The following is a 20604-nucleotide window of genomic DNA, read 5'->3' as shown; positions in this document are numbered from 1 at the left end:
ATGTTAAATAAAAACAGTAAGTTAAAAGTTATAGTAACTATTGCAGCTGCTACAGCTATTATTACCGGTATCATATCACCTATAAACTTTGCGTCCATTGGAAATAAGGTAAATGCAAAATCACAAGAAAAGCCTAAAAACGTTATTTTGTTAATAGCAGATGGAATGAGTAATAGTGCTACAAATATAGCTAGATATTATAAAGATGCACAAGATGGAGTATGGGGAAATGACTCACTATATATAGATGACTATTTAACAGGATATTCAAAAACAAGATGGAATAAAGGACCTATAACAGACTCTGCACCAGGAGCAACAGCAATTTCTACAGGATTTAAAAGTGATGATAGCCATGTAGGAGTTACAGGAGATGATGTTCCTGTGGCCACAGTATTAGAATCAGCTCAAGAGCAAGGGAAATCTACTGGAATAATAGCAACATGTGAAATAATGCATGCTACACCATCAGATTTCACTGCACATAATGCATCAAGAAATGACTACAATTCTCTTATGAAACAAGAAATATATAATAATGTAGATGTTGTACTAGGTGGAGGAGATAAGTTCCTTTCAGATAAAGATGGAAACGGTAGAAGAAAAGGTGATAATAGAGATTTAACAGAAGAAATTAAAAAATTAGGATATGAGTATATAACTACTAAAGATGAAATGAACAAAACTAATAGTAATAAGATATGGGGAATGTTTGCACCTACAGATATGGCATATGAGGCTGATAGGGCAGAATTTAATAAGGAACAGCCAACATTAGCAGAAATGACAGAAAAGGCTATAAATACATTATCAAAAAATGAAAAAGGATTTTTCTTAATGGTAGAGGGAAGTAAAGTTGACTGGGCAGCACATGCTAATGATACAGCTGGTTTGGTAAATGATATTTTAGCATATGATGATGCTGTAAAGGCTGCAATAGAATTTGCTAAAAAAGATAAAAATACAATAGTAATATCTACAACAGATCACGCTAATAGTGGTATTTCTTTAGGAAATAGTGACACAACTAATTGCTATTCAAATATGACTTTTGATGAAAGTGTAGGAAATTTAAAAGGATATAAAATGTCAAAACCTAAATTTAATGAACTTAAAGAAGGTAAAACTGATAGTGAAATAGCAGCATTAGTTGAAAAGTATTTTGGCATTAAAAATCTTACTAATGATGAAATGGACTTAATAAAGAAGGAAAATATAGAAAAAGTTCAAGCTTCAAGAGCAAAAATTGGATTTACTACAACAGGTCATACTGGTGGAGATGTAGCTATATATAGTTATGCGCCAGAAGGAGTTGATGTAATATCAGGAGTTGTAGATAATACTTATATAGGAAAATATATCGAAAAACAAATTGGTTTGGATTTAGCAGCAACTACTGAAAAAAGATTTAATGATATATCTAGTGAAATAAGTAAGTTAGGTGGAAGTGTAGAAGTTGATACTACTGACAAATTAAATCCTGTAGCTATAATTAAGAAAAATAATAAAGAGATTATGAAACTATATGCCAATACTAATATTGTAGAAGTTAATGGTAAGAAAAAATCTTTAACTGGAGTAATAGTATATATTGCAAATAAAGTTTTTGCATCAAATGAAGTTATTAGTCTATACAAATAAATGTAAACTTTACAAAGCAATTCAGCAAATGTATACTTATATGTAATAGAATAATAATTTGCTAGGGGTGCCTTATAAAAGAAAAGGCTGAGAAGAACAAAAAGTTCTAACTCTTATAACCTGATTTGGTTAATACCAACGTAGGGAAGCATATATATGTGTTATATAAATTAAGCTATTTTGCATATAAAGACTTACCGTATTTTGGTGAGTCTTTTTTATTTTTAAAGGGGGGATATTATGATTATCAATGGGAAGAAATACAATTATAAAGATATAACTGTAGAAGAACTTGTTAAAGAATTAGATTTAGATAAAGACAAGATAGTTGTAGAAGTAAATTTAGATATTATACCAAAAGACAAGTTTAATACTACAACCCTTAGAGAAGAAGATAAAGTTGAGATAGTTGCCTTTATAGGGGGAGGGTAAACTTGAGAGTAAAGGTTAATGAGAAATTAATTGAAGTAGAGGAAAGTAGCACAATATATTGCATAAGAGATTTAATGGTCCCAAATTGCGATGTCACCATTTTAAATGGTTTTCCTATAAAAGAAGATAAGCAGTTAAAGAATGGAGATACTTTGGTATTTATAAAAAAAGGTGAGATGCCTCCTAAGGATGAATTAGAAACTCTTATGATGTCACGTCATACTCCAGGGGTATTTAATAAGCTTAAGAATGGTGTAGTTGGTGTAGCTGGATTAGGGGGGCTAGGATCTAATATAGCTATAGCATTAGCTAGAGTTGGTGTTGGAAAGTTAGTGTTAGTAGATTTTGATGTGGTTGAACCGAGTAATTTAAATAGACAGCAATATTATATAAGACATATAGGAATGAAAAAAACTGAAGCTATTAAAGAGCAGCTAGCAGAGATAAACCCATTTATAATTGTAGAAACTATTGATAAATATTTAGATGAAAATAATGTTACAGAGATTTTTTCATCCTGTGAAGTTATAATAGAAGCTTTTGATAATCCTAAGTGTAAGGCTGATTTAGTAAATACTATTCTATTAAAAACAAAGGAAAAAAAGATTATTGGAAATAGTGGTATGGCAGGACTCTTTACATCTAACTCAATAAAAACTAGAAAAATTAATTCTAGATTTTATTTATGTGGTGATGGAGAAAATGAAGCAAAAGAAGGTAGTGGACTTATGGCACCTAGGGTTCAAATTGTTGCAGGACATGCTGCTAATATGGCAGTTAGATTATTATTAGGAAATGAGGAGATAGAGAATGAGCGATAAATTTATAATTGGAGGAAAGGAATTGACTTCAAGATTATTTATAGGGACAGGAAAGTATTCCTCAAACAAAATAATACCAGAGATAATAGAAAACAGTGGGTCTAATGTTATAACTATGGCAGTTAGAAGAGTTGACTTTCAAAATGAAGAAGAAAATGTAATGGGATATATACCAAAAGATATGATTCTTTTACCGAATACATCAGGAGCGAGAAATGCAGAAGAAGCTGTTAGAATAGCAAGATTAGCAAAAGCCATGGGATGTGGAAATTGGATTAAGATAGAAGTAATAAATGATTCAAAATATCTATTACCAGATAATCTTGAGACTTTAAAAGCTACAGAAATTTTAGCAAAAGAAGGATTTGTAGTATTTCCTTATATGAGTCCAGATTTAGCGATGGGAAGACGTATGGTGGATGCTGGAGCATCAGCAGTTATGCCTCTGGGAGCGCCTATTGGAAGTAATAGAGGTATAAGAACAAAGGAATTAATAGAAATCATGATAGATGAGATTAAAGCTCCAATAATAGTTGATGCTGGAATTGGTAAGCCATCAGAAGCTTGTAGTGCTATGGAAATGGGAGCAGCAGCTGTGCTTCTCAATACAGCTATATCATCAAGTAAAAATCCAGTTCTTATGGCAGAAGCATTTAAAAACGCCGTGGAGGCAGGAAGGAAAGGATATTTAGCTAAAGCTGGTATTGTTTCAGAAAGAGCTATAGCTTCATCTCCTTTGACAGGGTTTTTAGAAGAATGAGTTTTATAGAAGTAATAGAAAAGTATAATAATTTTAATTTTGAAAAATATTTCAACAATGTAACTGATGAAGATATAAAGAGAAGTATACATAAAAGTAAGTTAGATGAAGAAGATTTGTTGAATTTAATTTCTCCAAATGCAGAGGAATACTTAGAAGAAATGGCTAGAAAAGCAAATGAATTAACTAATCGATATTTTGGAAAAGCAATTCTGCTATATACACCAATGTATATTGCTAATATGTGTATAAATAGATGTGCATATTGTTCATATAATCATGATAATGATATAAATAGGAAAAAGTTAACGTTACATGAGATAGAAGAAGAATGTAAGGCAGTATCAAAAGAAGGATTTAATCACATAATAATTCTTACTGGTGAAAGTCCTAAGGATACTCCCGTTAGTTATATTGTAGAAGCTGTAAAAGTAATAAAAAAGTATTTTGCATCGATAACAATAGAAATTTATCCACTTAATGAAGAAGAATATCGTGAAGTCATAGAAGCAGGAGTAGATTGTCTTACAGTATATCAAGAAACTTATAATAGGGATATTTATAAAAAAGTACATTTAGGTGGACCAAAAAGAGATTATAAATTTAGGTTAGATGCACCAGAGCGTGGAGCAAAGATGGGGATGAGATCTGTAAATATTGGTGCTCTTCTAGGACTAGATAATTTTAGAAAAGAATTATTTTTTACAGCATTACATGGAAAGTATATTCAAGACAAATATAGTGATGTTGATGTGGCATTTTCAACACCAAGAATAAGACCACATGCGGGAGTATTTGAAGACGTTTCTGAAGTGAGTGATAAAAATTTAGTTCAATGTATTGTAGCGCTTAGGATATTTCATCCAAACTGTACTATCAATGTTTCAACAAGAGAAAGAGCTGGATTTAGAGAAAAATTATTACCATTAGGAGTTAATAAAATTTCTGCAGGGGTGTCTACAGAAGTTGGAGGACATTCACTTAGAAAGGAAGAAGCAGGAGAAGAACAATTTGAAATAAGTGATGGTAGAAGCACAGAAGAAATAAAACAAATGCTTAAAGATAATGGATATCAACCAGTATTTAAAGATTGGGAAAGAATATAGATGGAGGGGTAAAAGATGATAACATACACAACTCAAATGGATGCAGCTAAAAAAGGAATAATAACAAAGGAAATGATGACAGTTGCTAATAAGGAATCTATGGATGTTGAGGAATTAAGAGAACTTATAGCAGACGGAAAGGTAGCTATACCTGCTAATAAAAATCATAAGTCATTAGATCCAGAAGGAGTAGGACAAGGGTTAAGAACAAAAATAAATGTTAATCTTGGAATTTCAAAAGATTGTGCAGCAATAGAGAAAGAAATGGAAAAAGCTAAAAAGGCTATCGAAATGAAAGCAGAAGCAATAATGGATCTTTCTAATTATGGTAAGACTGCAGAGTTTAGAAAAAAATTAATAGAGTACTCAAAAGCTATGATTGGAACTGTTCCAGTATATGATGCTATAGGATTTTATGATAAAGAAATAGACGAGATTACAGCAGAAGAATTTTTAAAGGTAGTAGAGAAACATGCAGAGGATGGGGTGGATTTTGTAACAATTCACGCAGGGTTAAATAGAGAAACTATAAATACTTTTAAGAGAAATGGAAGACTTACCAATATAGTTTCAAGAGGAGGATCATTATTATATGCTTGGATGGAAATAAATAATGCTGAAAATCCTTTTTATGAACATTATGATAAGTTGTTAGATATATGTGAAAAATATGATTTAACAATAAGTTTAGGAGATGCATGTAGACCAGGATCTAATGCAGATGCTACTGATGCAGTACAGATTAAAGAATTGATAACATTAGGTGAACTTACTAAAAGAGCATGGGAGAGAAATGTACAAGTTATTGTAGAAGGGCCAGGGCACATGACATTAGATGAAATTAAAGCTAATGTTATGCTACAAAAGAAACTTTGTCATGGAGCACCATTTTATGTTTTAGGACCATTAGTTACTGATATAGCTCCAGGCTATGATCATATAACTTCAGCTATTGGCGGAGCTATTGCAGCAGCAGCAGGAGTTGATTTCTTATGTTATGTTACACCAGCAGAACATTTGAGATTACCTAATTTGGAAGATATGAAAGAAGGAATTGTAGCAGCGAAAATAGCTGCTCATGCTGGAGATTTAGCTAAGGGAATAAAAGGAGCAAGAGAATGGGATAATGCAATGAGTAAAGCAAGAGCTGATTTAGATTGGGAAAAGATGTTTAAGCTTGCCATTGATAGTGATAAAGCTAGAAAATATAGAGAAGAATCTACACCAGAACATAAAGATACTTGCACAATGTGTGGAAAGATGTGTGCTGTTAGAAATATGAATAAAGTATTAAAAGGTGAAGCTGTTGATATATTTAATAACAAATAGATCTTTAGTTAAGTCAGATGAGGAATATTTTAAAAAGATAAAATCTGCTATAGATGGTGGTTTAGATAGAATAATATTACGAGAAAAGCAATTATATGAGGATGAACTTTTAAGATACGGAAAAAAGATTATGGAACTAACAAAAGGAACTGAATGTAAGGTTATAGTAAATACATCAGTAAAGGTATATAAAGAAATTAATGCATATGGATTACACTTACCATATAAGGATTTTTTAATTATGAAAGAAAAGATAGATAATATAGGGGTATCTGTTCATACTTTAGAAGAAGCTATTAAGGTAGATAAAATTGGTGTTAATTATATTTTGGCATCAAACGTATATGAAACAAGATGCAAAGCAGGACTTAAAGGAAAAGGTGTTAAGTTTATAAATAACATAAAGAAAGAAGTATCCACAAAAGTAATAGCTTTAGGTGGAATTACTGTGGATAACTATAAAGAAGTATATAATGCAGGAGCAGATGGTATTGCAATAATGAGTGGAATAATTTGTAGTAAAAATCCAGAAAAATATATTTTAGAACTGAAGAAGTAAGAAAATTAATGTATAATATATGTTATATACTAATAAAAGGAGGATGCGATATGTTTTTAAAAGAACTTAATAAAGATGAAGCAATAGCATTTACAAATCTAATGTCCGAATTTGTATTAGCTGATGAAAAAGTAGGAAAAGGCGAAGAAGCATTAATGGAAAGATTGTATAATGAAATTGGATTCCCAGAAGAAGAACTTGTAGCGGTAAGTTTTGAAGATGCAATAAATACTATAAAATCATCTAGTGATAGAATAAAAAATATTGTTTATTTTGAACTTATAAAAATAGGTTTAGCTGATGGAGAATATAATCTTGATGAAGTAGACTTTTTACAAGTGTTAGGCGATAGTTTAGAAATACAAAGATCAAAGAGAATTGCTTTTTCAAACTATTATTATAAATATTCAGATGTAAATGTAGAAGAAAGCGAAGAAGCAAAAAAAGAAGTAGAAGAAATTATTAATAACTAAGATATAGTAATAAAAAAAGAGTTATCGCATTAGCAAATGAAGATTTGTTAGCGATAACTCTTTTATATAATAGACATATCGTAAACATCATCCATTGATTATCATACCAAAGGATATAATCCTATTGAATTACTAAAATTTAAATGTTGCTTTTATAAAAAGTAATAGTCATACAATTATTATTTCTAAACAAATCCTAAGTTTTTTCAATAACCCAAATAGAAGTGATAGTGATAGATATCATCTTTGATGATAAGAATGAAAAATGTAAAAATACTTACTGGTAAAAATTGACAATACCCATTAAATAGAATATAATTATATTAAAATATAACAAACAGTATGAGGGGGAAGAAAGTGGAGACTTTTAAGAAACTAGATTTAGTAAAGGAATATAATTTAAATAAGGAGGATGAACCTTTATTTTGGCTTAAGATAGATATACTTATTGAATCTTTGTCTATTGATGAAAATAATAAAAGTGGAAATTATGATTCAGCATTGAAGAGAAATTGGAATACATTTTTTGATATACCTTATAGCAAAAAAGTTTTTGGATATCTTAGAAAACACAAGTTACCTTTTAAGTTAATTAGAGATTCAGGTATACAGGATATAAAATCTGATAATTTTGTATCTAATATAATAATAAATTCTATAATGAAGTTAGTAATCATAAATAATGAAGAGACATTGACGATTCAAAAATTAAGAGAGAAGACAATAAGTTGGGCTAGTATGTTTATAAAAGATGAAAAAGCTCTTAATGAAGAATTAAATTCATTAATCTATCATTATTTTAAATTTAAATTTGACGTAGAATCATTTAAAGAGACTTTAACTCCATACAAAGATGTATATTTAAAGTTATTAAAGATTTCATTGGAATATTTTAAGGCTAAAGGCAAAATAAATGATGAAGAAATTAAAAATATATTGGAATATAAAGAAGATGGAGCAATTGATGATGTTGTAGCAGTATCTTTGGATCGAGAAAAATTAAAATCTACATATGAGCTAGTTATTTCTCATAATAAAAGAGAAATTGATATGCTTAAAGAAGAAATAGAAGAATTAAATTCAAAGCAAAGAGAAAGTTTTAATTATTCTATGAATCAATATAAGTTTGGAATAAGAGATCTTTTTAACCTTATAAATAGTAAGAACTATGGAAATATTGTAGATAGATTTTATTGTCATGTGAATGGGAGTAAAAAATTAACAGAAAAGGAATTAACTATGTTAGTGAAAAATCTAATTATTTCTTTAGAGGCTTTTGGTATATCACCATATTATGAAGAAAATTTAGGTTCAACTATAGAGGTTGAAGATAAAAATATAGGAACTGAGTATAGAGTATCAGATGATATATATAAAGTAAATAGCAGAGAAGGGGAAATAGTATTCCCAGGTTGGAGATATAAAGATGAAACATTAGAATTACCACTAGTTAAGATAAAGTGGAGTTAGGAGGATGAAAAATGGGAGGTGAAAGACAAATATATGTAGCTATTGATTTGGGGACTACAAATACAGTACTGACATTAGGAAAAAGAAATATAGATAATACTTTTGGTACAGAAGTTATTGAAATACCTCAGTTTGATGCTACAAAAAATTTAATACAATCAAAGTTATTACCATCAGTGTTATATGTTGATAATGATGAAAGAAAATATGTAGGTAAAATAGGGAAGTGGATGAGAGAAAATTCATCTAATAGAGTTGTATATAATTCTAAAAGATTTATTGGAACTGATAGTAGATGGAAAATTGGCGAAACAATAATAAGTCCTGTAGATGTAGCTACAGAGCTATTAAAGGTATGTATGAACACTATAAAAAGATACACAATGGGTAGAGAGATAAAAGGGGTTACTATTACAGTACCAGCATCATTTAATACAGATCAAATTAATGATACTGTTGAGGCGGCGATTAGAGCTGGATTTAATAGAAAGTCGATTACTACAATATCTGAGCCTACAGCGGCATTAATAGATTATATTAATATACAGTCCAAGAGAATACAAGAAGATAGAGATGTAGATTTTAGTAAACTTAAAAGAATACTTGTATTTGATATTGGAGGAGGTACTTGTGATATAGCTATTATTGATGTAGTACAAGAGGAAAATAATCTATCATTTAAAGAAATAGCTGTAGGAAGATATGATGATTTAGGAGGAGTAGATTTTGATACTTGGGCAGCCAATTATCTTCTTAATAAGTTTGCACAAGAACGTAAATTAAATTTGAATGAATTAAGTGAAATACAAAAAAATCATATGATAAATCAATTAATTATATTTGCAGAACAGGCAAAAGAAAGAATATCTTCAGAAGTTGAGAATATGGAGTTTATGGGTATAGAGAAAAATAATGATGAAATAAGTTTCACAAAATCTATTCCGGATTTTTATAATGATGAAATTTGTGAATTTTCTTTAACAAAAAGAGAGTTTGATTTATCAACAAAACCACTATACTATAAGCCAACTAAAGTTATAAAAGATCAAAGAGAATTACCTAAGTATAAAAATATAGAGGAACCTATATTAAATACATTAACAAATTATAATATACCGATATCATCAATAGATTATGTATTTTTAACAGGGGGAATGTCAAAGTATATTGGTGTTCAAGAGAGAGTAAAGGAGATATTAGGAAAGGACATAATTTTATCACCACATCCTATGGAAGCTGTATCAAGAGGAGCAGCTATATATAATTATTATTCTATAGAAGAAACAAAGAGTGATAATGATGTAAGTCCAAAAGAAATTCAAAAAGATGGTGGAGATAGTGCAATACTTGATATTACAAAAGTGTTAGCAGAAGCAATTATGATAGATGTAGATGAAGGATTGCCAGAGGTTATTCTTAAAGCTAATCAAAGAATACCATATACAGGACAATTAAAAGGAAAGTTGAAAACATCTTCACCTTCAGGATTGAAGATAAATTTGTATGCAGGAAAAGATAAATATGATTCAGCTATGAGAATTCAAAGAAGTTATACAGGCTCATACACATTTCCAGTAAGGACAGGGACTCCAATAACTATAGAATACAGTATTGATGAAAACAAGCATTTGTCTATGGAAGTTGTAGTGGAAGATTCATTAAATGAAAGAATCAAAATAGGTGTAGAGAGTGATGTAAATGTTTATGAAGGGAGGTAAATATAATGAAGTTGACAGATTTACGAGATCTTGAACTGATAAAAGGTGATCTAAATATAGATTATGAATATGATATAACAGGGACTACGGTTACAGGAGTAGAGCCGTTAAACAATGCTGAAAATAAGTTATTTTTATGGAAGTTTAGAGAAGAAGACGTAAAAGATTTCTCAAAGATATATTCGTTGCTTAGAGAAGATAAGATTAGTGAAAAAGTTAGACAAATTATTTATGGAAAAGTAAAAGAAAAGTGTAGAGATATGCTTCAAGAAGGAATATGTCCTGTTGAATGCATGTTATATACATCAAAAGAAATTAATAATTTTATCAATAACGATAGAACTCTTGTAAACTATATGTCTATGGTGATATATGAGATAACTATGGTTAACAAGGAGAAGGTAATAGGTTCACTAGAGCATATAGTGGTTAACTGGCATTGGACTCCTCAGTTAAAAATTGTAATTGCAGCATTAGGAAGGATAAAAAACAGTAATCTTTTAGAAAAGGCATATTATAGATTTTTTAATGATAATAATCTAAAATTAGATTTATTTAGAGCGTTAATTAATAGTGGAAGAGAAGAAGTAGTAGATTATATATTACAAATGATATCTCTAATTAATGAAAACAGTGCTGTAGATAAGGAGATATCAAAGTGTTTTAAAGATAAGTTTAAGACAGTCTTTAGTGATGATGCTTTAAAAAAGGCATATAGCTTATTAAGGAGTCATGGAATATCAAGTTTGGCAAGAAAGACAATAACATATATAAGTGGAAGGGACGCAGTGTCTATTTCAAATTCTAGTTCTAAAAATTTAGGGGATTTAATTGTAAAAGCTAAGAGTTTAAAAGAATTTGATAGTGGTATAAGTGAATTTGAAGAATTACTAAAAGTTAGAGCGCATAGAAAAGCTGCCATAATTGCTTTAAGGTTTACTGGAGAAAAATCTATAGGAAGATTAGTATATAATACTTTGTTAAGAGAAAAGTGCAGTAATATGGAAGTAAAAGAAGGAATAATATCTTTAGGTATTTTAAAATATACAGACGCTTATGAGTTGATAGAAAAGTATTTAGATGTTGATCAATATAAAGTTTATTGCTATGCATATTTCATTTTGCTTGGTGAAACAAGATATTGCAATCTTTTGGCAGAAGAATTATTTAAAGAAGAATATGTAACATATGATGAGACAGCTAAAGCAATAAATCAATGTATTAATTCTTGTGCAGAATTAAAAGAATGTATAAATAATAGTTTTAATTATTTTATGGAGCATTGTGATGAAAACAAGCAGCTAAAGATATTAAATATATTAAAAGAAGTATTAAAAAAATGTTTAAACAAAAACATTGAAGAATCGTGGTATAAATTAATGGGCTATATAGATGGAGAAATAAAGGTTGGAGAAAAGGTGCAGTTGGGAATTTTAGAATTGGTGCAATCAGTAATTGATAGCAAAAATGCTAATTCATATGAACGATTTTTATTTTACATTTTAAGAGATCAACGTTTCTCATTAAATGTTCAAATGGTGGCACAAAATATGTTAAAGTCATTTGAAGTAAAAGCACCAGGAACATTATGATAGGGAATAACAAAATTGTAACTTTTGAAAGTGATAAAAAAATCTTATTTAAGATGGAAAATGATAAAAGTTATATAGCACATATTATTAAAGCGCTAGAGAAAAAATATTTTAAGTATAGCTTAGTTGGCGTTTTAGATATATTATCATGTTTAAATTATAGAATTAAAAATTATCATATGAGTTATTTTTATTCAGAAGAGGGGATTAAGCAATATTGTAATATAGAAAATATAGTATACAATATATTATCTTTAATAAGGCTTGGATATTATAAAGAAGGTAGAAAACGATATGAGGAAAATAAAGAAATAATAGTAGAGTATTTTAATAGTAAAGATGAAGTGTTAAAAGAATTTATAGAACTATTTGTTATTTTAGATATAAACAATGAAAAGATAGATAAAGATAAGATTTTAAAAGAGTATCCAGATAAAATTGTAAGGTTATATATACTTATGAATAATAATAAAGTTGATTCTATTATTGATATAATAAAGGAATTTAGTAATGACGAAATGATATTATCGCATATTTATTATTATCTTTCTAAATATCATAATAAAAGTTATATAAAAAAGGCATATGTTTTTGGATATAAAGAAGATATATTATATGATTTGGTTGACTTCTCTTACGAGGATTTAGAATTAGATGATTTAAAAGGATATGCTTTAGATAAGGAAAAAGTAGTAGATAATATCAATATAACTCATTATAATTTTATCGATGATAGTATAGAAATATTATCATATGAAAACGAAATAAATATGAGCATGCATATAATTCGAACTTGCAAAGGTATAATATTACTAGATATGGGAGCAGGTTTTAATGAAAATGGAGATACTATATATATTGATGTAAAAAGAGAATTGGAAAAGTATAAAATTAACTATAAAGATATTTTAGGAATATTTATATCTCATGGACATTTTGATCATTATGGCAGCCTATTAGTGGAGAAGTTGGATATTCCTATATATATGACAAGTATTACAAAAGAAATAATTGAAGAAAGTAATGCTGAGTTTCAAGGAAGATTAAATAATGTAAGAATAATAAAATGTAATGAAGAATTTTCAGTAGGTGAATTTAAAATAAGAGCAGTTGAAAATGGACATATATTAGGATCCTGTGCTTTTGATATAGAGGTGGTAGGTAAGAGAATAGTTTACCTAGGAGATTTTTGTTTATCAGATCAATTTACTGTATCCGGATTAGACTTATATAAATTAATTAATGATAGGAAAATTGATTATCTTATAATGGAAACAACTTATGGTGAAAATAAGTTTTCACTTACATTAGATGATAAAAGAAAAATCTTAGGTAGTGTTACTAAGGCATCATTAGAAAGTGGAGTAAAAGTATTTATTCCATCATTTGCAGTAGGAAGAGCACAAGAGGTATTAATGTCTATAAAAGAAGCTAATATTAAATATCCAATTATAGTAGATGGAGCAGCAGGAAAGTTAACTTATTATTATCAAAAAAAGTCTAAATGCAATAATTTAATAGGCGAATGTGTAGAAATAATAGAAAATGAAGATGCAGAAAGAGTTTATCAATTATCATCGATAATAATTGCATCATCAGGTATGTTGCGAAAAGGAAGTAGATCTTATGAATATTTCAATGTGTTGAAATATAAAGAGAAGACTACTGTGATAAAGGCTGGTTATATGCCTAAAAAGAATTTAGTTTTAAAAGAGATGGAGTTTATGAATAATAAGACTATAAGTTTGCATGATATATCTCTATCGGCTCATAGTTCGTATGATGAATTAATTTTTACTATGATAAAATTAAAACCTAAAAATTTGATATTAGTTCATGGACAAGGAATAGAAGGAATATCTATGAAAAATACAGTGTTAGTTAACTAAAAAAGAGATTGTTGCACTTAGTGCTTCAATCTCTTTTTTAGTGAAGAAGTAATAGTGAATTATTTATAGTATTTTTTATATATTACAGAGTTAATTTCAGCTCCAAATAATATAAGAAGAGACATTATATTCAACCAAATAATCATTACATATATACCACCAATGCTACCATATACTAGTGATTTGTTGGCAAAATAATTTAAGTATATACCATATAAACTAGATAAGCAGTATATACCAGCTGTACTAAATAAAGCTCCGTATGATACAGACATAATAGGTGGGTTTAGTGGTGTTGCATATTTATATATAAGAATAAATACAATAAATAGTATTAATATTAATACTGCTATTCTTAATAAGTTTGTTATCCAAAATGAAGTTAATGATATATCTAATATAGAATATATAAAAGCAATTAAATGCTCACCAAACGTTAGTAGTAGGAAAGAGCCAATAATGAAAAATGCAAAAATAATTGTATAAATCATAGACATAAACTTCAATTTTATATATGAGCGTTTATCACGTACATTATAAGCTTTGTTCACTCCTAACATAAGAGCTTTGCATCCTGAAGAAGCACTCCAAAGAGATAGTATAAATGAAAAAGATAATAATGTAACATGTTTATAGTTAAGTACTTCATTAAGTACTTGAGAAACGGTTTTAACTGCAGGTTGGGGAATGAATGATAATATATCTCTTATAACACCTTCGCTACTTATAGGAAAAAATCCCACTAAAGTAAGTAAAAATATGAAAAAAGGAAAAAATGATAACAATGCATAATATGTTATATGAGATGCTAAAGAAAAAGCATTATCTTCTTTAAATTTTTTTATACTTTGAATTAATATTATAAAAATAGTTTTCAAATAATCACCTCCTGTTGCTAGAACTACTCTATATTATAATAATAGTAACGGGAAAAATACATAATTAATATTATTTTTTTAATATTTTATTATAATACTTATACAACAAAGGTATTGTAATTAGTTGGAATTTATGATAAACTATTCAAAAGAAAGACATAAAAGTAAAAATGATTAAAAACTTGCCACAAAGCTTATAAAATATACATTTCTAATTAAAACTATATCATACATAAAATTTGATTTGATGTATATCAAAAATTCTAATTATATCATTTCTTATAATGAATTTCAAATACAAAGTCATAAAAGGGTAAAACATATCCTTAAAGTACATTTTTTATATTAAATTACGAATATGAAGTAAAAAATGTGTTATGTGAAAAAATGTAGAAATATGATGAAAAAAGTGTAATAATCATTACAGAAGGTTAACCAAGAAAAAAATAATAGATTTCTTAATGACAATTGTTAGTAAGAGAAAAAAGAAAATATATATTACAAGTACAAATTTATGCTAAATCAATAGATATTATTCAAAATTTAAAAAAAACTTTATTTTAAAAATATACAAAATTCGATATAAAATTTAATGACTTGGAAAAAAATATTTCGGTTATTACATAAAGAAAATCGGTCATTCTGATTGAGAAAATTCATATTAGTTAAGATGTCAATTTATAAAGAACGAATATTCTAGATAAAGTTTATAGTTCGACTATAAAATTAGAATTAAAGTGATAAAATTACGATATAGGCGAAGGAAATAAGTGGGAGGTATTTTATTATGAAACAAATAGTTAATTTAGAAAGAATATTAGAAGAGGGAACAAAAAAATATAAATATAATTATATATTAACTAAAAGTGATCTGTTAGTTTCTATGGGAGATAGTTGTGTTGAAGTACCAGCTTACGGAATAGTTATAGAAAAAGAAAATTATGCTGATGGAGAATTAACAGGAGTAGATAAGGAATCAATAGAATATATAAGTCCATATAGACATAAAGTTCAAGAAATGTTAAAGTTATTATATGATAATACAGTTTCACCAGTACATTTAGTAGATGTTATTGGAGAAAAAGTAGACAAGTGTGTATCTGATTTTGAAAGTTCAGATGTAATAGTAAAAGAAATGTAACGAAGAACATAATAAAAATGTTAAAGCTATAGAAATTGGGGATTTTCTATAGCTTTTTTTATATTATAAATGATTTAAGTAATTTTTACGCTTCAAGGATAATATTCTATTAGTAGTAGAAATTTCAAAGGAGCGTATAATTAAATATATGGAGAAAGGGAAAATTAAAAAATTAGCAGTAATATCTTTAATTGTTGTTGGGGTATTAATAGTGCTATTGTTTTATTTGATAAGAAGTAGAACTATTATTATGGATGAGGAGGACTATTTGACTAAATTAAAGGAATTAAACAAGTATTCTACAGATATAACGATGACATTTAAAAATGATAGGGTGACAGATGTTTATAAGGGGAAATTAGTATTTTCAAGAGAAAAAGGATATATATTAGAGTTGGATAATGGAAGAAGGATGATTTTTAATAGTGATGAAATAAAAATTAAGGATAGTATAACTGGAGATGAATATGTAAGAAAAACAGAAAATGATAAAATACATAAATTTATATTTTTAGAGGAGTACATAAAGTTACTATATACAGATCAAAAGTTGAATTTTACAATGCAGCAGGAAAATGAAACAGAATACTTGATTATTCATTTAAAAATAAATGAAGAAAATGATAACATGAAAACTGCATCATTATGGGTAGATAAAGGAAAAGTTGAACCTAAAAAAATAGTAGTCTATAATAAAGACAATAAGGAAAGTATTTCTATAGAATATAGAAATTTTGACAAAAACTATAATGATGAAGAGACAGTATTTCAATAGGAAGAGGAGTAGATAAAATTGTTTAGACACTTAAGACCAGTTTGGGCAGAGATTAATATAAATAACCTAATAAGTAACGTTAATGAAATAAAGAGATTAGCAAATGGTAAAGAATTAATAGCGGCTATAAAAGCAGATGGATATGGTCATGGAGCTGTAGATATTGCTCCATTTATGTTAGATGCAGGGGTTAATAGATTTGCTGTAGCAGTTATAAGTGAGGCTATAGAACTTAGAAGAAATAATATAGATGCACCAATTATGATATTAGGGTATACACCATTAATATTTGGAAAAGATTTATTAAGGTATGAGATAGAACAAAGTGTAATGAGTTACGAATATTGCAAAGAGCTATCAGATTTGGCAATGCAAGAAAAATCTATAGCTAAAGTTCACATAGCATTAGATACAGGAATGGGAAGAATAGGATTTATACCTAATGAAGAATCTATAGAAGAAGTTAGAAAAATAAGCGAATTACCGAATATAGAAATTGTGGGGATGTTTTCACATTTTGCTACTGCAGATGAAGCAGATAAGGAATATGCGATGACTCAATTAGATAAGTTTAAAAAATTTGATGAAGAGTTACAAAAAAGAGGAATAAAAATTCCAATGAGGCATATATCTAATAGTGCAGCATTAATTGATATAAAAGACTCTATTTTTGAAGCTTTAAGACCAGGAATAATTTTATATGGCTATTATCCATCTAACGAGGTAAATAAAAACGCAATAAGATTAAAGCCTGTTATGTCATTAAAAACTAATATCGTTCATATAAAAGAAGTAGAGAGAGGAACAAGTATAAGTTATAACAGAACATTTATTACTGAGAGAAAGAGCAAAATTGCAACATTACCAGTAGGTTATGCAGACGGTTATTCTAGAGCATTATCAAATAAAGGTAAAGTTATTATAGGTGGCAAGATGGCAAATATAGTAGGAAGGGTTTGTATGGACCAATGCATGGTAGATGTAACTGATATTGAAGATGTAAAAGTTGGAGATGAAGTAGTATTAATGGGTGAAGATGGTGGATTAAAGATCGATGCGGAAGATATGGCGAAGATTTTAGACACAATTAGTTATGAAGTAACATGCATGATAAGTAAAAGAGTACCTAGAGTGTACATAAAAGATAATAAAGTTGTAAAGATAAGAAATTATGTATAATTATATTCAGTTCTAATATACCACTAGTATACTTTGAAGTATATTAGAATGTGAGGTATAATATAGCGTGCATATTTCTATAGGGTTAATAGGAGGTAAGGTGTACATTATGTCAGAAAGTAAAAAATTAGTTGTAAACCTCTCGGAGAAACTTTGTGATGAATTTGATAAGGCTTTAGAACTAGATAATAAAGATAGAAACGAATTTGTAAAAGAAGCTATTACACGATATATAGAGGAAAAGAAAAGGTTAGCTAGGATGGATTTGATGAAAAAAGGATACATTGAAATGTCAAAAATTAATTTAGAAATTTCTGAATTAGGAGTTTGTAATGAATTAGATCAATTAATGGAATATGAAGCAAGACTTTCGGAGAGTGATTACTTAGATGACGATGGTGGTGAAAAGAGGAGATATATTCTATGCTGATTTAAGTCCAGTTGTTGGTTCAGAACAAGGAGGTATACGTCCTGTTATAATTATTCAAAATGACGTAGGTAATAAATATAGCCCTACAGTTATAGTTGCAGCAATTACCTCACAAATTAACAAGGCTAAGCTACCAACTCATGTTGAGATATCTTCAGAAGAATATGGATTAAACAAAGATTCGGTAGTATTGTTAGAGCAGGTTAGAACCTTAGACAAAAGAAGATTAAAAGAAAAAATAGGTCATATGTTAGAGAGGGATATGAAAAAAGTAGATAGTTCCCTTAAAGTTAGTATGGCATTATAATTTGAGCGTCTTAGACGCTTTTTTTTATACTATTTTATAAATGGGGGATACTATATATTGAAATTTATATTAATGTAAAGGTTAACTAAATTTGACCTTCAGTGATTATATGATATAATATATATACAAATATGATATAACACTAATTAAATGTGATATACTATTTAAAAAGTTATAAGTCTAGAGGAGGAAATGCCATGAGCAATATTTCAGATATGTTAGGCAAAAAGGCTAATATAGTGAGACAAGACATCATAAATATGTTGACAGAGTCAAGTTCAGGACATCCAGGTGGATCATTATCATGTACAGATATATTAGTAACATTATATTTTAATGAAATGAGATACGATGTAAAAAATCCAAAAGATGAAAATAGAGATAGATTTGTTTTATCAAAAGGTCATGCTGCACCAGCTTTATATGCAACATTAAGTGAAGCAGGGTTCTTTCCAAAAGAAGAGCTTATGACTCTTAGAAAAATTAATTCAAAATTACAAGGACATCCTAATATGAACTATGTACCAGGGGTAGATATGTCTACTGGATCTTTAGGTCAAGGAGTATCTACAGCTGTTGGTATGGCACTTGCAGGCAAGTTAGATAAGAAAGACTATAGAGTGTATACAATTTTAGGAGATGGAGAATTAGAAGAAGGACAAGTGTGGGAAGCAGCTATGTGTGCTGCACATTATAAACTTGATAACTTAACAGCATTTGTAGACTATAATGGATTACAAATAGATGGAAATGTATCAGATGTTATGAATCCAGAGCCAATAACAAATAAGTTTGAAGCATTTAATTGGAATGTTATATCAATAGACGGACATAATTATGAAGAGATTTTATCAGCAATAGAAAAAGTTAAAAGCGTTAAAGATAAGCCAACAGTAATTGTATGTAAAACAGTTAAAGGAAAAGGTGTATCTTTTATGGAAAATCAATGCGGATGGCATGGAACAGCACCAAATAAAGAACAATGTGAAGCTGCAATAAAAGAATTAGGAGGTGCAAGATAATGAGTAATAAAATTGCGACAAGACAAGCGTACGGAAATGCCTTAAGAGAATTAGCAAGCACTAATGAAAAAGTAGTTGTTTTAGATGCAGATCTTTCAAAATCAACAATGACAGCTAATTTTAGAGAAGTTGCACCAGAAAGATTTTTCAATATGGGTATAGCAGAAGGAAATATGATGAGTGTAGCAGCAGGATTAGCATCTTGTGGCAAAGTAGTTTTTGCATCTACTTTTGCAATCTTTGCAGCAGGAAGAGCTTTTGAGCAAATTAGAAACTCTATAGCTTATCCTCATTTAAATGTTAAAGTTTGTGCTACACATGCAGGATTAACTGTAGGAGAAGATGGAGCATCTCACCAAGCTGTAGAAGACTTAGCACTTATGAGAAGTATACCAGGTATGACAGTTATATCTCCAAGTGATGGAATCGAAGCAGAAGCAGCAATAAAAGCAGTATCAGAATTTAATGGACCTTGTTATGTAAGATTAGGTAGAATGCCTGTTAATACTGTAAATGACTTTGAAGGATATAAGTTTGAAATCGGTAAGGGTGTACAATTAAAAGAAGGAAAAGATGCAACTATAATAGCTAATGGTATTATGGTAGATGCAGCACTTGAAGCTAAAGAGATTTTATTAGGAGAAGGTATTGATGTATCAGTAATAAATATTCATACATTAAAACCAATAGATGAAGAAATCATTGTAAAAGCTGCCAAAGAAACAGGAGCTATAGTAACTGCTGAAGAACATAATATAATCGGTGGATTAGGTTCAGCAGTAAGTGAAGTGGTATCTGAAAATTATCCAGTACCAGTTTTAAGGGTTGGTATTAAGGATGTATTTGGTGAAAGTGGTAAACCAGCAGACTTATTAGAAAAATATGGACTAACTGCTAATGAAATTGTTAAGACTGTAAAAAAAGCAATGACAATAAAAAGATAATTAATAAAATAGGAAGGTATAAAATGGTACCTATAACATGGACACATAAAAAAAGAGTGTCTAGTTTATAGGTACTTTTTTATGTATAATTAAAATTATCTTGGAGGAAATAGTGGATATGAGTAAAATTAAATTTTC

20 protein-coding genes and 1 riboswitch are annotated in these 20604 nt (G+C 28.7%); of the genes, 19 read left to right on the top strand and 1 reads right to left on the bottom strand.

The features are described from left to right. From KQI30_RS06330 to KQI30_RS06275, 12 genes are all read left to right on the top strand, one after another. Entirely contained in the window at positions 1-1641 is a 1641-nt protein-coding gene (locus KQI30_RS06330) for an alkaline phosphatase (protein WP_216462439.1), read from the top strand. A 53-nt stretch (positions 1642-1694) separates the two neighbouring features. Then, positions 1695-1805, top strand: a riboswitch (TPP riboswitch). 76 nt (positions 1806-1881) lie between these two features. Further along, entirely contained in the window at positions 1882-2073 is a 192-nt protein-coding gene (gene thiS, locus KQI30_RS06325; protein ID WP_216462438.1) for a sulfur carrier protein ThiS, read from the top strand. A gap of 2 nt (positions 2074-2075) precedes the next feature. Continuing rightward, positions 2076-2894 (top strand): sulfur carrier protein ThiS adenylyltransferase ThiF, encoded by an 819-nt coding sequence (thiF, locus tag KQI30_RS06320; RefSeq protein WP_216462437.1) that lies wholly within the window; start codon positions 2076-2078, stop codon positions 2892-2894. Further along, on the top strand, positions 2884-3654 hold the full coding sequence (locus KQI30_RS06315; protein ID WP_216462436.1) for a thiazole synthase: 771 nt from the start codon (positions 2884-2886) through the stop codon (positions 3652-3654). The genes thiF and KQI30_RS06315 overlap by 11 nt, the downstream gene beginning before the upstream one ends. Further along, positions 3651-4760 (top strand): 2-iminoacetate synthase ThiH, encoded by a 1110-nt coding sequence (gene thiH, locus KQI30_RS06310; protein WP_216462435.1) that lies wholly within the window; start codon positions 3651-3653, stop codon positions 4758-4760. The genes KQI30_RS06315 and thiH overlap by 4 nt, the downstream gene beginning before the upstream one ends. Before the next feature lie 18 nt (positions 4761-4778). Continuing rightward, positions 4779-6089 (top strand): phosphomethylpyrimidine synthase ThiC, encoded by a 1311-nt coding sequence (gene thiC, locus KQI30_RS06305; RefSeq protein ID WP_216462497.1) that lies wholly within the window; start codon positions 4779-4781, stop codon positions 6087-6089. After that, positions 6067-6648 carry a thiamine phosphate synthase gene (locus KQI30_RS06300; protein WP_216462434.1) on the top strand — a complete coding sequence of 194 codons (582 nt, stop codon included), beginning with the start codon at positions 6067-6069 and terminating at the stop codon, positions 6646-6648. The genes thiC and KQI30_RS06300 overlap by 23 nt, the downstream gene beginning before the upstream one ends. 50 nt (positions 6649-6698) lie before the next feature. Next, positions 6699-7121, top strand: coding sequence for a hypothetical protein (locus KQI30_RS06295; RefSeq protein ID WP_216462433.1), 423 nt, complete (start codon positions 6699-6701; stop codon positions 7119-7121). Positions 7122-7478: 357 nt separating this feature from the next. Beyond that, the gene (locus KQI30_RS06290) at positions 7479-8591 is read left to right on the top strand and encodes a hypothetical protein (RefSeq protein ID WP_216462432.1); all 1113 of its coding nucleotides are present in this window, start codon (positions 7479-7481) and stop codon (positions 8589-8591) included. An 11-nt stretch (positions 8592-8602) separates the two neighbouring features. Continuing rightward, positions 8603-10309, top strand: coding sequence for an Hsp70 family protein (locus KQI30_RS06285; RefSeq protein WP_216462430.1), 1707 nt, complete (start codon positions 8603-8605; stop codon positions 10307-10309). Positions 10310-10314: 5 nt separating this feature from the next. After that, positions 10315-11901: a hypothetical protein gene (locus KQI30_RS06280; protein WP_216462428.1), complete on the top strand. Its 1587-nt coding sequence runs from the start codon at positions 10315-10317 to the stop codon at positions 11899-11901. Then, positions 11898-13790, top strand: coding sequence for an MBL fold metallo-hydrolase (locus KQI30_RS06275; protein ID WP_216462427.1), 1893 nt, complete (start codon positions 11898-11900; stop codon positions 13788-13790). Before KQI30_RS06280 ends, KQI30_RS06275 begins: the two co-directional genes overlap by 4 nt. Before the next feature lie 59 nt (positions 13791-13849). On the opposite strand, the gene KQI30_RS06270 is transcribed toward KQI30_RS06275, so the two are convergent. Next, positions 13850-14668 (bottom strand): YihY/virulence factor BrkB family protein, encoded by an 819-nt coding sequence (locus KQI30_RS06270; RefSeq protein ID WP_216462426.1) that lies wholly within the window; start codon positions 14666-14668, stop codon positions 13850-13852. Between the two features lie 787 nt (positions 14669-15455). Here KQI30_RS06270 and KQI30_RS06265 point away from each other — a divergent pair. The 7 genes from KQI30_RS06265 to KQI30_RS06235 all read left to right on the top strand — a co-directional run bounded on the left by KQI30_RS06265 (position 15456) and on the right by KQI30_RS06235 (position 20466). After that, positions 15456-15809, top strand: a complete 354-nt coding sequence (locus tag KQI30_RS06265; protein ID WP_216462425.1) for a DUF6514 family protein — start codon at positions 15456-15458, stop codon at positions 15807-15809. 148 nt (positions 15810-15957) lie between these two features. Further along, positions 15958-16584 carry a germination lipoprotein GerS-related protein gene (locus tag KQI30_RS06260; RefSeq protein WP_216462424.1) on the top strand — a complete coding sequence of 209 codons (627 nt, stop codon included), beginning with the start codon at positions 15958-15960 and terminating at the stop codon, positions 16582-16584. An 18-nt stretch (positions 16585-16602) separates the two neighbouring features. Then, entirely contained in the window at positions 16603-17763 is a 1161-nt protein-coding gene (gene alr, locus KQI30_RS06255) for an alanine racemase (protein ID WP_216462423.1), read from the top strand. 109 nt (positions 17764-17872) lie between these two features. Then, positions 17873-18193 (top strand): CopG family transcriptional regulator, encoded by a 321-nt coding sequence (locus KQI30_RS06250; RefSeq protein ID WP_216462422.1) that lies wholly within the window; start codon positions 17873-17875, stop codon positions 18191-18193. Beyond that, a complete protein-coding gene (locus tag KQI30_RS06245; RefSeq protein ID WP_301281807.1) occupies positions 18153-18500 on the top strand; it encodes a type II toxin-antitoxin system PemK/MazF family toxin in 348 nt (115 codons plus the stop codon). Before KQI30_RS06250 ends, KQI30_RS06245 begins: the two co-directional genes overlap by 41 nt. 197 nt (positions 18501-18697) lie before the next feature. Further along, complete coding sequence (locus KQI30_RS06240; protein ID WP_216462421.1) at positions 18698-19522, top strand: transketolase; 825 nt, start codon at positions 18698-18700, stop codon at positions 19520-19522. Then, complete coding sequence (locus KQI30_RS06235; protein WP_216462419.1) at positions 19522-20466, top strand: transketolase family protein; 945 nt, start codon at positions 19522-19524, stop codon at positions 20464-20466. The genes KQI30_RS06240 and KQI30_RS06235 overlap by 1 nt, the downstream gene beginning before the upstream one ends. Positions 20467-20604 lie beyond the last annotated feature (138 nt).

Source organism: Clostridium bornimense, from assembly GCF_018917145.1.
Lineage (GTDB): Bacteria > Bacillota > Clostridia > Clostridiales > Clostridiaceae > Clostridium_AN > Clostridium_AN bornimense_A.
Note: the sequence above shows the minus strand (reverse complement) of the source record. Positions and strands in the feature narration are given on the sequence as shown.